Source organism: Rothia sp. HMSC065C03, assembly GCF_001837295.1.
Taxonomy (GTDB): domain Bacteria; phylum Actinomycetota; class Actinomycetes; order Actinomycetales; family Micrococcaceae; genus Rothia.
In genome coordinates this window covers 515,972-530,126 of sequence record NZ_KV832006.1, presented here as the reverse complement: position 1 = coordinate 530,126, position 14,155 = coordinate 515,972, and the positions used below count along the sequence as shown (strand labels likewise).

Below are 14,155 nucleotides of genomic sequence, written 5' to 3'. Positions count from 1 at the left end.
TGACTGGTGGACTCTGAACACTAATGCAGTAGCGGTAGCCTCGTACCACGTGGAAGTACCCCGTCTGGTACCCGAAATGGTGAAGCATACGCTGTAGAAGACCGCGTAGCGCTAACGGTACTTGCTGTACACCATCAAAAGGAGGGGTCGGCGCCCCCACAGCGTTGGATGCGCCGCCCCTCCGCCATGCTCGCTGCCCGCCAAACTCGCCGCTGAGAGCGCGCCCGCCGGTGGGAGTACAGCCGCCGCATCGCGATTTATCGCGAAAAAAGCGCCCCCGCCCGCTTAGCCTGTCAGGGGTCCTCCCTATTCTGTTACCAGAAGCACCGAAGCCCACGCGCCGAGAGCACCGCAGCCTCCCAGCGCATCCTGAGAGAAAGGATCGTCACCATGAATAACGCTCAGCAGAATGCTCAGCACGACCAGGACTACTACCAGCAGTTGGAAGAAGAACGCTGGCACATCAACCATGAACGTTGCGCAGCCATCACGCAGAGGTTCAAGGAACGTTTCAACGTGGACGACTACATGGCATTGCAATTGGCGATAGCTGAATCGTACGCAGCAGAAGACCCCGAAGATGAAGAGGCTGTCGAATGGGCGAAGGACCTGCGGGATGATATCCCCACGATGACCCTCGACGACAAGCTCTTTTTCCTCAGCCGTAGCATGTACACTGAGTCCTCCGAAACCTGCGAAGAACTGCTACGTAGCCTGAACATCGTCACTCCGTACGAGACGCAGGTTTACCTCGGATATTCTGAGGAACCGAATCAGAAGATGATTGAGCGTGCCGTCAGCATCCATAAGGAGAACCTGAAGAACGGAACCGAAACCAAGAAGCTCAACTTCCGCCGCAAGGATGGTCAGTACTATCTGAACGAAGCGCAGGAAGAATACGTGCGTGAGGTGCAGCTGGATAACTTCGCTTACGAAGGCGAACGCGGTTCCATCGAACTTCTACGACTCGTGTATGACAACGAACGGTACCCCTGCCTTGACGACGACCAGTACGAAGAAATCAACGGCTTCTCCTGGGAGACCATCAACATGGAGGACTACCGCGCCGGCCGCCTGCTGACCTTCGGCGATGCTCTCCCGGATGGCGCCATCGCCCCTCCGCATGACCGTATCGAGTACCTGGCTGACCTGGTCAAGCGCGGCGAAATTGACGTGCCGACCTTCTGGGAGCGCATTAAAACCAATTCGTACGTGGGCACCGTGGAAAAGTTCGGGCCTGACGGGGAACAGTCCTTCATCATCACGAAGAAGAACTGGCGTCAGTTCGTTAATTATCGGGAAGAACGGCCGAACAGTGAGTCGGGCACCTTGTGGTACTGTCAGTTCCCCGAAGCACTTGGAGGCGACGAGTTCGTGGACCTCATGGAACGAACCTACAACTGGCGCATCGCAGACTGGGAAGCGTGGATTGACTCGCTGCCCAACGACTGGTTCGCGGTGAACACTGAGGCAGTTCGGGCCGCTCTCGACGAGTACGAGTACGGGGTCCTCGGCATCGACATTGTGATGGTCTGGGGCCGGGAAATTAAGCGCCGCCGCGGCAAGTAGCCCACCAGGCTAAAGCACCGGTAAAACAAGCGCCGGTAAAACACAGGGGCCGGCGCACCCGCAACGTTGGATGCGCCGCCCCTCCACCCGCCACCATGCTCGCTGCCCGCCAAACTCACCGCTGAGAGCGCGCTCGCCGGTAAGAGTACAGCCGCCTCCGCATCGCGATTTATCGCGAAAAAAGCGCCCCCGCCCGCTTAGCCTGTCAGGGGAGTAGCGTACAGTAAAACACATCACACACCCACACAATCGAATCCGATAAACAACCACACCCCAAGGAGTGAACATGCCGCACAACGCCGTATCACACATCCAGCAGCAGTACGCCGCACACCACCCGCGATGCAACACCTTCGCCCTGGACAAGCCCAAGAGCGCGGCCTACGGCTACACGGCCGCCTTCATCGCGTTCAACAACGCGGACGGCACGCCCACCAACGAGACGCTCACCCTCGATAGCATCCACGCCGCCGCAGAAGCCTGCCAGGTCATCGACATGGGCTTCGACTACACGCCCTACTACGACGGCGAACCGGTCAACCCGCCCACCTGCCACCTCATCATGGGCACCAACTTCGGCGAATCGAACAAGAAGTATGCGCTTTCCTCGCTCTACGGCACGGCGCGTATCTACCTGATTACCGCCGACGCACCCACCGTCAAAGTCGACGGGTTCATGACGAAGCTGTCCATGTTCGTCAACAAGATGCGTAACAGCGAAACCTGGAACCGCGCCAAAGCATACCTCCTGAGCACCTCACCGGCAGGGGAGGAGCTGCAGAGCTTCGCGTGCTCCTTCACCACCTTCGCCATGCCGCGCAAGTACATCGTGGACCATGAGAAGCCCTGGCGACCCGAGAAGGAAATCGTCGTCAACAACAGCCTGCAGACGGCATTCCGACCCGGCATCTTCTGGCCGAAGCAGTCCGCCGTGGACCCCTCGCGTCCGCTGACCGTGCGTGCCTCTGAAGGCCCCAAAATCTTCGAGAGTATCTCGGATCTGACCTGCGGCGGTGTCCCCGTTGAGAAGACGGCGAAAGCCCTGGAAAAGCGGCAGACCATCAACACCTACGTCTACCACTTCGCCTACCCGGAGAACCTGGGGGAGCAGCCGAACCTCGCCGTCATCAGCTACATGGTGGATGTGCTCGCCCTGCACCTGCGCGAACTGGACAAGCTGCAGCTGGCACCGAACGCACAGCCGCCGCTTGAGTGGACCATGGAGGACATGCTTTTCAGTTCGGCGTTCGTTGTTCAGGATCTTACCGAGCAGAGTGGCGTTCCTGAGGGGTCGCACTTGCAGGTTCCTAGTGGCCAGCCGCGACAGCGTACACCGCACACCAGCCCGAAGCGCCCGGCACCTGCCGCTCAGCCCGCTCAGGAGGCGCGCCCGGCGCCTGCCCCTACCGCCGAGCCTGCTCAGGAGGCGCGCCCGGTTCCCGCACAGCGCCCGGCGTCTGCCCAGCCGCAGCAGCCGAACCCGCGCCCCGCATACTCTAACCCGCCGCACCCCGCAGCGAACCAGGCGGCGGCACATCAGGCAGAACCCGCGTACCAGCAGGCTCCTCAGCCGGCCCCTGAGTACCGCCCGAACCCGCAGGGATACCAGGCACACGGCCACGCGGACGCCCCGCACCGTGCAGAATCCCAGTACCGCCCCGATGCCCACTACCACTCTGATGCGCAATACCACCCGGGTACTCAGCCTCAGGCAGGCGCGTACCAGGCGCAGGGCTATCAGGATCCGAACTATCAGGCACCGGGTTACCAGGCGCAGGGCTACCAGCCGAACCCGCAGCACCCGCAGGCGAACTACCCGTACCAGTCGGTGCCTCCCCAGTACCAGCAGAACCCGGCATACCAGCAGAACCCCGCGTATCAGCAGGATGCGCCGAGCCAGCAGCGTCCGGTTTTCCAGCCGACCCCCACGGGCACCCGATACGCCGGAAACCAGAAGGGTTTCTGGGGTAAGGTCGCGTCATTCCTGAGGGGCGAGTAGAGCCGAATGTAGCGTGGTAATCCGCCGTTATTCGCCCAGAGGTAATCTGCCCAGAAGCCACATGTGTTTCGAAAAGCCACTTCTTTGGTGGCTTCTCGAAACACATGTGGCTTTTCGCCGTTAAGCGGGGGAAGGGGTGGGGGAACTTTCGATAGGTTAGTGTCTTCACTACGGGTTAAAGACCCACAGCGAAGACACTAACCTATCGAAACAACCAGCTACCCGCCGCATAATCCATCCGGCACTAATTTCGGTCATGAGTTAGTGACTTTGGCGGGGGTTAAAACCCCAGCCCAGAGTCACTAACCCATGGTCGAAGTCCGTAACCCATGACCGAATTTCCGCCCGGTGTGTGGGAGGCGGGGCAACGGCGCACGGGAAGCAGACCCATCGCACCTAATCTTCCGTGCGGCGGGGGAGTTTGGCGGGGGAGTGCGCCTCCAGAAAACCCCTCGTCACGCAATATTTTTTCTGGATTTTCTCCGGCACGGGCGGTGCAGCCCCTTATCTTGTCAGGGGTGCCCCGTACCTTGGTGGTAGAGAACAACGACGCGTTCTCACCCACTCCGCCGAGCGACCAAAGGAGCCCCTCATGTACACGGTTGGTTACTACAATGACGAAGACTTCCGCGCCTTCTACTCCGGCCAGGACGCCGCCAACATTGACGACTTCTTCACTGACAACGGCGAATACCTCATGGTGTACCTACCGGAGGTGACCGACCGCGAGTTCCTCGCTGGCCTCCGTTACGGTAACGGCTGCGATGCTCTCTGCCAGAGCGGATACGCCCTCGACGAGGCGGAAGAGGCCCTCCGCGACATGTATGCGCTCGCCGTGTAGCCCGCCCGCCCACGCCAGGTCCCCAGTGTTAGGGGGTCCTGGTGTCTTTTGTTGCACCCAAACGCCACAACATGTGGTCATGTGGCTCAACGGGGTGCAAACGACCGTAAACATCCTGTAGGGTGGTGGTTGTGGCGGGTTCACGCGCACCGATGCGCACCACTGGACACGCCGCACGGCTGGCGCTTCCGGAATCTGCCAGCTGCCACACACCATAACCAACCACAGGAGAATCCCCATGGGATCCGACATCATCAACCGTCGCACTCTGCTCACCGGTACCGCACTGCTTGGGCTGGGTGGGCTGCTGACGGCGTGCGGTCAGCAGGCTGCTAACGAGGCGGCAACCACCGCAACCGCCGCACCGAGTGAGACCGCGACTGGTGTTGCTTCTGAGGCTGCCTCTGAATCAGTTACTCTTAGCTCGGTCATTACCCGCGGCTACTCTGGCGGCTCGAAGGCGCCCAATGGCGAGTACCGTGAAGCTGATGAATACGGTATGGCTCAGAACGTTCCTCTCCCCAAGGCTAAGCCACAACAGTATCCTGAAACCTTTGCTGGCCTGCGTGAAATGATGACCGATTGGGTCAGAGCCCGTAACTACGGTATTCAGACCGGTGATATGCAGTATGTATGGCCCTATATGCTGGATACCTACGAAAAGGATATTAAGTTCCTCAAGGATATCGAGGGCCTTTATCAGCGCGGCGGCTGGGTTATTGCGGGAACCTCAGATTTTCAAGCAGAGAGCACCCTCAATTACGACGATAAAGCAAAAGAGTATTGGGTTCTTACTCGGCGCCTTTGGACCTATGCCATCTATGTCAACCCTGATGGAAGCAGGACGGAGCATTCCAATACCAAGCATGATAATAACGAAATTTTCATGATGCGTTATCGCTATAAGGATGGTTATTGGTATCTGTCTGGTTATGTTTCCAATAAGCAGCTCCGTGAGCAGGGAATTATCCAGTAGTCCTTTGCATTTCACACACCACACCGATATAAGGAATACACTTCAATGACTTCCACTCTTTTGACCCGCCGCGTGCTGTTGAGCGGTGGCGCAATATTGGGCATTGGTACCTTGCTTGCGGCGTGTGGCCAGCAGGCGGCTAACGAGGCGACCGCTTCGGCTTCTTCGACCGCTGCGCCGAGCGAAACCGCCTCCGTATCTGCGGCAGCTACCGATTCTCCCTCCGCAACCCCGTCTACTGTCCGAGGCTACTCCGGCGGCTCGAAAGCACCCGACGGGGAGTACCGCGAAGCTGACCCTAGCGGCCCGGCGCAGAACGTCCAGAAACCTGCATCGCCTGAGGACGGATACCGAGAAAAATCCAATGAAGGTCTACGCAAAACACTCAACGCATGGATTGAATGGAACAACTACGGTGCCCAGACCGGAGACTACAGTCAAGCACGCAAATTCGTTGATAACAGCTTCACGGAACTACTAGATTCCTACGAAGGTCTTGAAGCTCTCTACAAGCGTGGTGGCTGGATTATCGCAGGTCTTGACCACTACATTGCTGACGGGAACCCTTGGAGTGAGGGAGAGACTTACTTCTGGAAAGCATATCGGGAGTGGGGCTACGTTATGTACGTTGAACCCAACGGTGATTGGAAGTCTTACGAGAACGACAGAAAGGACGACGACACCTGGAAGTTCTCGTTCAAGTACACCTCTGAAGGCTGGAAGATTATCGATTTTGAACAGGTCGATGATTAGCCCCTCCAACCGAACCTAAAATTTTGCACCCCCGCAGACATCCCGCATACACGCAGAAGCCACATGTGTTTCGAGAAGCCACGATAATGGTGGCTTTTCGAAACACATGTGGCTTTTCGCCATCTAGGGGGAGAGGATGGAATCTTTCGATAGGTTAGCGTCTTCGCCGTGGGTCTTTAACCCGCAGTGAAGACACTAACCTATCGAAAACCCCTGAACTGCCTCATCTGCATCGGGTGTGGGCGCGCATAAACTCCGCAAATACAAAGAAGCCACACGCCCACCGCCCCGCAATGGGGTCGGTGGTCATGTGGCTTCTCGGCGTTAATTAGACCGTTATTTAGACTGTCGCTAGACCTTAGTTGCCGAAGCCCTGCAGGGTTGCTGCCCAGGCGCGGCGCGCCTCCAGAGCTTCCTTGGCCTTGGCGATCTTCTTGGAGTCGCCGCCCTTCTCAGCTGCTGCGAGTTCTGCTTCCAGCTCGGCGAGGGAGTCCTCGATCTGTGCGAGCAGGGAGTTCGCGCGTGCCGCCTTGGCGGGGTCGTTGCGCTTCCACTTTGCCTCTTCGGCGCCGTTGATTTCGTCCTGAATGCGGCGCAGCTCGCCATCCACACGGCGCAGGTCGTTGCGGGGTACGCGGCCTGCCGCATCCCAGCGGTCCAGGATCTTCTCGAAGGCTGCCTTCGCGCCCTCAATGTCCTCGACGGGCAGGAGTGCGCGTGCTTCTTCGAGCAGTGCTTCCTTGACCTTGAGGTTTTCGGCGTAGACTGCGTCCTGAGCTGCTTCGGCTTCGTTGCGGGCGTTGAAGAACACGTCCTGTGCCGCGCGGAAGCGTGCCCACAGCTTGTCGTCCTCGCGACGGTGGCCGCGGGGCACCTGCTTCCAGGCGCGCATCAGGTCGCCGTATGCGCGGGAAGTCTCAGACCAGTCAGTGGAGGTGGACAGCTCTTCCGCGCGTGCAATCAGTTCTTCCTTGGCGCGCTTGATGCGTGCGTTGCGGTCGTCCAGCTGCGAGAAGTGTGCGCGGCGGTTGCGGTCGAAGGTGGTGCGGGCTGCGCGGAAACGCTTCCACAGCTCGTCCTCTACGCTCTTTGCCAGGTGAATTTCGCGCTGTGCCTTCTTCCACGCTTCGAACAGTTCGTTCATGCGGGAGTGGGAGTTCTTCCAGTGGATCTGGTCGGGGTCCTGGCCGGCAATCTGCTCGGCTTCGGCAACGATTTCTTCACGGACGGTGAGGGCACGTTCACGGTTTTCGGTGCGTGCCTGCTGCTGCTTCTCGCCGAGTTCAGCGATCTGCTCTGCGAGGGAGATGAGGCGCTTCTGCAGACCGGAGTAGTCACCGACCATGTTGCGCACACCAATCTGTGCGCCGATGGAGGTGATGCCCTTCTGCAGGTCTGCGGCGGGGGCGTTGTTGGCGAGGCGGGATTCGAGCAGGGCAACCTGCGCCTCGACGTTTTCAAACTTGCGGGCGAAGTAGCTGAGCGCTTCTTCTTCGGAGGCGCCGGGCAGCTGGCCTACGGCGTATTCTTCGCCGTCGACAATGACGAAGACGTGGCCGTCCTCGGAGACGCGGCCGTACTGGCGTGCCTTTTCGAGGTTTACAGTGTCGTCGGGTTTAGTAGTCACCGCTATAACTCTTTCACTCGGGGGTGCTGGGGGTGGGGCGCCTTTGCGCTGTTCCCCGTGGTGGGCACCCGTTTGGGTGTGCGTGTGCACCTCCTAAGCATAGCCTCTGTGGGGTGTGTGTGAGTAGTGTCTGGTCGTGTTGTGTTGTGGGCGAACCTTCGCACGGACGGTTTGCGGCGGGTTTTACGGGTTTACGCCGGACGGGGCGGGGGAGTGCGTGCTGTGCTGGGGTGGGTGTTGGTATGATGGGTAGATGTGCCCGGCGTGTTCCGGGGTTTTGTTGTCGAGTTCTTTGTCAAGGAGTATCGAGTATGGCTCGCAAGGCTTCGCTGTCTGGTTTTCCCGAGTATCTTCCGGCTGAGCGGTTGGTTGAGAATCATGTTCTGGACACTTTGCGTGAGACTTTTGAGTTGCACGGTTTCTCCCCGATTGAGACTCGTTCGGTAGAGACTATTGAGCAGCTGCTGCGCAAGGGTGAGATTGACAAGGAAGTTTACGCAATTTCTCGCCTGCAGGAGGATGAGGCCGCGAAGGCTAAGGAAAAGCTGGCTCTGCACTTTGATCTGACCGTGCCGTTTGCCCGTTACGTGGTGGAGAACGCCGGTTACCTGAATTTCCCGTTCTCGCGTTACCAGATTCAGAAGGTGTGGCGTGGTGAGCGCCCGCAGGAGGGTCGTGCCCGCGAGTTCACTCAGGCTGATATTGACGTGGTTGGTGACGGCGAGCTGCCGTTCCGTTACGACGTGACCCTGGCGCTGGTTGTTGTCGATGCGCTGTCGAAGCTGCCGATTCCCGACTTCAAGCTACGCGTGAATAACCGCAAGCTGGCCGAGGGCTTCTACCTGGGCCTGGGCCTGACCGACACCGCGGCCGTGCTGCGCTCCATCGACAAGCTGGAGAAGATTGGTCCCGAGCGCGTGGCTGAGGAGCTTCAGTCCGAGGCCGGTGCGAGCGCGGAGGCTGCCGCGGCCGCCCTGGAGCTGGCGCAGATTCGTACCGAGGATGCATCCTTCGTGGAGCAGGTACGTGCGCTTGCCGCTAAGTACTCGGTGGAGCACGAGCTGCTTGATCAGGGTCTTGCTGAGCTGGCTGAGGTCATTGAGGAGGCGTCCCGCCGCGCACCGGGTAAGGTGCTGGCCGACCTGTCGATTGCCCGCGGCCTGGACTACTACACCGGCACCGTGTACGAGACCGTGCTGGTTGGTCACGAGTCGCTGGGTTCGATCTGCTCGGGTGGCCGTTACGAGTCGCTGGCGTCGAACGGTAAGAAGACTTACCCGGGTGTTGGCCTGTCGATTGGCGTGACCCGCGTGGTGGCTCGCATCCTGTCGCAGGGCTTTGCGCAGGCAAGCCGTAAGGTGCCTTCGGCCGTGTTCGTGGCCCTGACTAATGATGAGGGCTGGTCCGCCGCGAATGATGTTGCGGATGCACTGCGCGCCCGCGGTATCGCCTGCGAGGTGTCTGCGAACGCGGCGAAGTTCGGCAAGCAGATTAAGTACGCTGAGAAGCGCGGCATTCCGTTCGTCTGGTTCATTTCTTCGGATGAGTCGGGTGCCCCGGTTCACGAGGTGAAGGATATCCGTTCGGGTGAGCAGGTTGCTGCCGATCCGAATTCGTGGATGCCGCCGGCTGAGGACCTGCACGTTCAGATTGTGCGTGCCGAGGGTCTGTAAATACCTGTCATACCGTAATATCTGGCTGCTGTAGTATTTGGCTACTGCAAGCCTGCATATGGATGTGTACCCGCCTGGCGGGGAGGATATTGGCCTCCCTGCCGGGCGGGTCTTTTTGTGCGGGCCCAGATTTTCGATAGGTTAGTGTCTTCGCCGTGGGTCTTTAACCCGGGGTGAAGACACTAACCTATCGACTGAGGCGTTTCCTCGCTTTATCTCAAGAGTAGTTTCCGCAAGTGGGTGATGACTTCCCGTTCTTTTTGAAAGATGTCAGCCCACGTGAGGTGCACGACCGTCCATCCGGCGCGGGTTAGGGCGCGGTCGCGGGCTGCCTCGTAGCGGTCCCTGCCGGGGTGGTCCACGTATTTCTGTTCGCCGTCGAACTCGAGAATGACCCGCGCCTCGGGCCAGGCGAAGTCCACTCGATAGTTACGGCCCTCGCATGAAATTGGGTACTGCGTTACGGGGAGGGGCAGCCTGTGTTCCATGAGTAGGCATCGGGTGAGGCTTTCACCGGCCGACTCGCGGGATGCATCCACCGCCTGCGCCAGGAAAGGCCCTGCGGAACCGCCGTACCCGGTGAGGCTCAGTAGAATCTCGGTTACCTCGTGGGGTTCCATTAGTCCCCGCCGCATGATGGAGTCAGCGAGGACTACCGCCTCCCGAAAGGGCATAGTGCGAGCGCAATCCTGCAGAGTGCGAGCCACCGTCGTAACCATGATGGATGTGCCCGGCAACCTGGTGACTTCCTCGGGGCCAGTGGCGCTGTAATGCCGGGTGATTCTTCCCTTATCAGAGGTGCTATGACTACAGCTATACACGCTTATCATTTGGGGAACAGAGAGTACATCAAGTCCCCATAGCGCCGCGGCTGATGTGTGGGAGAAGATCCCTTGAAGACCCATCATCTGAGCAGCGATGCACCGTACCGTGAGCCGCTCTTCGGGGGTGAGTGCTTGGGCATTGCGGGTGTAAATATAGGCTCCTCGCTGGATACGTTGCAGAGACCCTTCCGCCACTAGTTTGCGAATGCGTTTTGGCCCGATTCCTCGCAGGTTGAGCATCTGTGAGTTCAGCACGAATGGGTGTAGTTCTGCGGCGCGGGTAATTTCTGGTGTAGTCGGTAGTACGTTTGGGACGCGTTGCCACGGAATAGTTGCTGTGTTCATAGGCTTTATCCTGGCAGGCTGTGTGAGGTTGTGGGGTTTGTTCGTGAAATCTGTGGATAACTTCGCGGATTCTACCGAAAAAGTGTTTGTCCACAGGCATGCGGAGTGGATTCCCCGGTAATACTTCGATAGGTTAGCGGCTTTTCGATAGGGTAATGTCTTCACCCCGGGTTAAAGACCCACGGCGAAGACACTAACCTATCGACCGCAGACACCCACGAACCTGCCGCCCTACCCGCATCCCGCCTCCGCACCCCATTTTCTGGCGTCTGACTGGTGCCCGACCTGCCCTGACTTGCCCCGACCCGCCATCGACCTGCCCGGAGGGGATACAATATATGAGGCGCACGCAGTGTGCGCATATCATCAACCGCGTGTACCCGGCTACTGTCTATAGTCGTGAGGTGCCCGCTATGAAAGGAATGTCTGTGCTTCGCACTCACACCAACGGCGAGCTGACCGCCGCAAATATTGGAGAGACTGTTACCCTGACCGGTTGGGTGGCTCGCCGCCGCGACCACGGTGGTGTCGCTTTCGTTGACCTGCGTGACCGTGAGGGTGTCACCCAGTGTGTTTTCCACAATGAGGCTGATTTTGAGCACCTGCGCAACGAGTACGTGCTGCGTGTGACCGGTCTGGTGACTAAGCGCCCGGAGGGCAACGAGAACCCGAACCTGGCGACTGGCGAGATTGAGGTTGAGGTGTCCGCCGTTGAGGTGCTGAACACCGCGGCCCCGCTGCCTTTCCAGATTGACGAGCACGTTGAGGTGGGTGAGGAGGCGCGCCTGCGCTACCGCTACCTGGACCTTCGCCGCCCGGAGCCGGCTCGCATTATGCGCCTGCGTTCGGACGCGAACCGTGCGGCACGTAACCTGCTGGCCGAGGACGGCTACATTGAGGTTGAGACCCCGACCCTGACCCGTTCCACCCCTGAGGGTGCGCGTGACTTCCTGGTGCCGGCTCGTCTGGCTCCGGGTTCTTGGTATGCTCTGCCGCAGTCCCCGCAGCTGTTCAAGCAGCTGTTGCAGGTGGGCGGTATTGAGAAGTACTACCAGATTGCTCGCTGCTACCGTGATGAGGATTTCCGTGCGGACCGTCAGCCTGAGTTCACTCAGCTGGACATTGAGGCTTCGTTCGTTGATCAGGAAGACATCATTGACCTGGGCGAGCGCATCGTTGAGGCTGTGTGGAACCTGATTGACGTGAAGGTTCCCCGCCCGATTCAGCGCATGACCTACAAGGATGCGATGGAGAAGTACGGTACGGACAAGCCTGACCTGCGTTTTGGTCTGGAGCTGACTGAGCTGACCGAGTACTTCAAGGACACCACTTTCCGCGTGTTCAAGGCTCCTTACGTGGGTGCTGTTGTGATGCCCGGCGGTGCTTCTCAGGCTCGCCGTACCCTGGACGCTTGGCAGGAGTGGGCGAAGCAGCGCGGCGCTAAGGGCCTGGCTTATGTCCTCATTCAGGAGGATGGCGAGCTGACCGGCCCCGTGGCTAAGAACATTACCGACGCTGAGCGTGCTGGCCTGGCTGAGGCTACCGGCGCGAAGCCCGGCGACTGCATCTTCTTCGCTGCTGGTGAGGCTAAGGCTTCCCGTGCGCTGCTGGGTGCTGCTCGTGTTGAGATTGGTCACCGTACCGGCCTGATTAAGGACGGCGAGTGGTCTTTCGTGTGGGTTGTTGATGCCCCCATGTTTGAGTCTTCTGCTGAGGCTACTGAGTCCGGTGACGTGGCTCTGGGTCACTCCGCGTGGACTGCTGTGCACCACGCGTTCACCTCCCCGAAGCCTGAGTTCATGGATACTTTCGACACTGACCCGGGTTCGGCTCTGGCGTACGCTTACGACATTGTCTGCAACGGTAACGAGATTGGTGGCGGTTCGATCCGTATTCACCGCCGTGACGTGCAGGAACGCGTGTTCGCTGTGATGGGCATTGGTGAGGAAGAGGCTCAGGAGAAGTTCGGCTTCCTGCTGGATGCGTTCAAGTACGGCGCGCCGCCCATGGGTGGTATTGCGTTCGGTTGGGACCGTATTGTGTCTCTGCTGGCTGGCGTTGATTCGATTCGCGAGGTTATTGCGTTCCCGAAGACCGGTAATGGTTTCGATCCGCTGACTGCGGCTCCTGCACCGATTACTCCGGAGCAGCGTAAGGAAGCTGGCGTTGATTTCAAGCCGAAGAAGAAGGACGAGGAGTAATCTTCTCTAGTCTTTGGTCGTGCGCCCCGTAGGGGGTGTGGGCCTGTGCGGCGTGAACCCGGTGGGCGTTGAGTTGTGCCGGGGTTGCCGTTGAGGGTGGGCTGTGTATTCTGCTGGTGCAGGGTCGCAGCCCACCTTTTGTATCAACTGGCGTGCGTGCCGATTTGTGTACTAACCAAAGGGGGAGGGGAGCATGCGTATTCTGATTGCCGGCCCGAGCGGTAGCGGTAAGACGACGTTCGCGGCGCGGTTGGGGCGCATCCTGAATATTCCGCATACGGAGATGGATTCGTTGCATTGGGGTCCGGACTGGACTCCGCGCCCTAGTTTTGAGGCGGATGTTCAGGCGCTCATTGAGCGGCCCGCGTGGATTACGGAGTGGCAGTATCCGCAGGTGCGTGGCCGTCTGCTGGAGCGTGCGGATGTGGTGATTTATCTGCGCTATAGCCGCGCGGTGGTGATGTGGCGTGTGGTTCGCCGGACGGTGCGCCGCGCGGTGACGGGGCAGAAGCTCTGGGCGGATAATGTGGAGCCGCCGCTGTGGAATATTCTGCGCGACCCGGACAACATGATTCGGTACACGTGGAGGAGCTACCCGCACGTCGGGGAGCTGCTGGCGGAGGCTCGCGGGCAGCATCTGCAGAAGCGTTTTATTGAGTTCCGTACCCCGCGGGCGGCGAACCAGTTTTTGCGTGCCGTGCAGCTGCGCGGTGTACTCTGAGGCTGTTGCTTCTAGAACTGCGGCTCCCCTAAACCAGCCGCGTCTAAAACAGCTACCGAGCGCGGTGTCGAAAGAGATATATGAGCCCGGTGAAAGCCGGCTCCAAGTTGAAAGGTGAACGATGCGAGTAGTTATTCAGCGCGTGACCCGCGCGGCGGTGCGCGTGGCGGGTGAAACGGTCGGCGCGATTGAGCAGCCCGGCTACCTGGTGCTGGTCGGTATCACGCACGGTGACGGTGCGGCACAGATTGCGAAGCTTGCCGATAAGACCGCGAACCTGCGCCTGCTGGAGGGGGAGAAGTCCCTACTCGATGAGGGCGCACCCGTGTTGGCGGTCAGCCAGTTCACCCTGTACGGGGATGCGAAGAAGGGTCGCCGCCCCTCCTGGTCTGCTGCGGCGCCGGGTCCGGTGAGTGAGCCGCTGTTCAACGATTACGTTCAGGCGTTGCGTGAGCGTGGCCTGCACGTGGAGACCGGCGTGTTCGGCGCAGACATGCAGGTGGAGCTCGTCAACGACGGCCCGGTGACCCTGATTCTCGACAGCGAGACCCTCTAAGGGCGGCGCTTTCGATAGGTTAGTAGATTGCCCAGGGGTTTAAAACCCACGGCGAAGACACTAACCTATC

The 14,155-nt window shown here is 59.6% G+C and carries 11 protein-coding genes and 1 pseudogene; 9 read left to right on the top strand and 3 right to left on the bottom strand.

Features of this window, described 5'->3' with window-relative positions:
- The first annotated feature begins 390 nt into the window (after positions 1 to 390).
- From HMPREF2605_RS07805 to HMPREF2605_RS07785, 5 genes are all read left to right on the top strand, one after another.
- Positions 391 to 1,569, top strand: coding sequence for a hypothetical protein (locus HMPREF2605_RS07805; protein WP_070847780.1), 1,179 nt, complete (start codon positions 391 to 393; stop codon positions 1,567 to 1,569).
- Between the two features lie 286 nt (positions 1,570 to 1,855).
- On the top strand, positions 1,856 to 3,568 hold the full coding sequence (locus HMPREF2605_RS07800; protein WP_049353272.1) for a histidine kinase: 1,713 nt from the start codon (positions 1,856 to 1,858) through the stop codon (positions 3,566 to 3,568).
- 592 nt (positions 3,569 to 4,160) lie between these two features.
- The gene (locus HMPREF2605_RS07795) at positions 4,161 to 4,409 is read left to right on the top strand and encodes a hypothetical protein (RefSeq protein ID WP_005505891.1); all 249 of its coding nucleotides are present in this window, start codon (positions 4,161 to 4,163) and stop codon (positions 4,407 to 4,409) included.
- Between the two features lie 238 nt (positions 4,410 to 4,647).
- Positions 4,648 to 5,385, top strand: a complete 738-nt coding sequence (locus HMPREF2605_RS09665) for a DUF6318 family protein (RefSeq protein ID WP_070847776.1) — start codon at positions 4,648 to 4,650, stop codon at positions 5,383 to 5,385.
- Between the two features lie 45 nt (positions 5,386 to 5,430).
- Positions 5,431 to 6,138, top strand: coding sequence for a DUF6318 family protein (locus HMPREF2605_RS07785; RefSeq protein ID WP_070847773.1), 708 nt, complete (start codon positions 5,431 to 5,433; stop codon positions 6,136 to 6,138).
- Positions 6,139 to 6,496: 358 nt separating this feature from the next.
- Here HMPREF2605_RS07785 and HMPREF2605_RS07780 read toward each other — a convergent pair whose 3' ends face one another.
- Complete coding sequence (locus HMPREF2605_RS07780) at positions 6,497 to 7,765, bottom strand: DUF349 domain-containing protein (protein WP_070847770.1); 1,269 nt, start codon at positions 7,763 to 7,765, stop codon at positions 6,497 to 6,499.
- Positions 7,766 to 8,076: 311 nt separating this feature from the next.
- Between HMPREF2605_RS07780 and hisS the strand changes: the two genes are divergently transcribed.
- Positions 8,077 to 9,438, top strand: a complete 1,362-nt coding sequence (hisS, locus tag HMPREF2605_RS07775; protein ID WP_070847768.1) for a histidine--tRNA ligase — start codon at positions 8,077 to 8,079, stop codon at positions 9,436 to 9,438.
- Between the two features lie 212 nt (positions 9,439 to 9,650).
- On the opposite strand, the gene HMPREF2605_RS09660 is transcribed toward hisS, so the two are convergent.
- The gene (locus tag HMPREF2605_RS09660) at positions 9,651 to 10,058 is read right to left on the bottom strand and encodes an endonuclease domain-containing protein (protein ID WP_246828188.1); all 408 of its coding nucleotides are present in this window, start codon (positions 10,056 to 10,058) and stop codon (positions 9,651 to 9,653) included.
- A 363-nt stretch (positions 10,059 to 10,421) separates the two neighbouring features.
- Positions 10,422 to 10,607 (bottom strand): annotated as a pseudogene (locus HMPREF2605_RS09725) (type IV toxin-antitoxin system AbiEi family antitoxin domain-containing protein); the annotation flags it as partial.
- Positions 10,608 to 11,035: 428 nt separating this feature from the next.
- Between HMPREF2605_RS09725 and aspS the strand changes: the two are divergent.
- The 3 genes from aspS (at position 11,036) to dtd (ending at position 14,085) form a co-directional block, all read left to right on the top strand.
- Positions 11,036 to 12,808: an aspartate--tRNA ligase gene (gene aspS / locus HMPREF2605_RS07765; protein ID WP_070847762.1), complete on the top strand. Its 1,773-nt coding sequence runs from the start codon at positions 11,036 to 11,038 to the stop codon at positions 12,806 to 12,808.
- A 193-nt stretch (positions 12,809 to 13,001) separates the two neighbouring features.
- Positions 13,002 to 13,529 carry a P-loop NTPase family protein gene (locus tag HMPREF2605_RS07760; protein WP_070847759.1) on the top strand — a complete coding sequence of 176 codons (528 nt, stop codon included), beginning with the start codon at positions 13,002 to 13,004 and terminating at the stop codon, positions 13,527 to 13,529.
- A gap of 121 nt (positions 13,530 to 13,650) precedes the next feature.
- Positions 13,651 to 14,085 carry a D-aminoacyl-tRNA deacylase gene (gene dtd / locus HMPREF2605_RS07755; protein WP_070847756.1) on the top strand — a complete coding sequence of 145 codons (435 nt, stop codon included), beginning with the start codon at positions 13,651 to 13,653 and terminating at the stop codon, positions 14,083 to 14,085.
- The last annotated feature ends 70 nt before the right edge of the window (positions 14,086 to 14,155 follow it).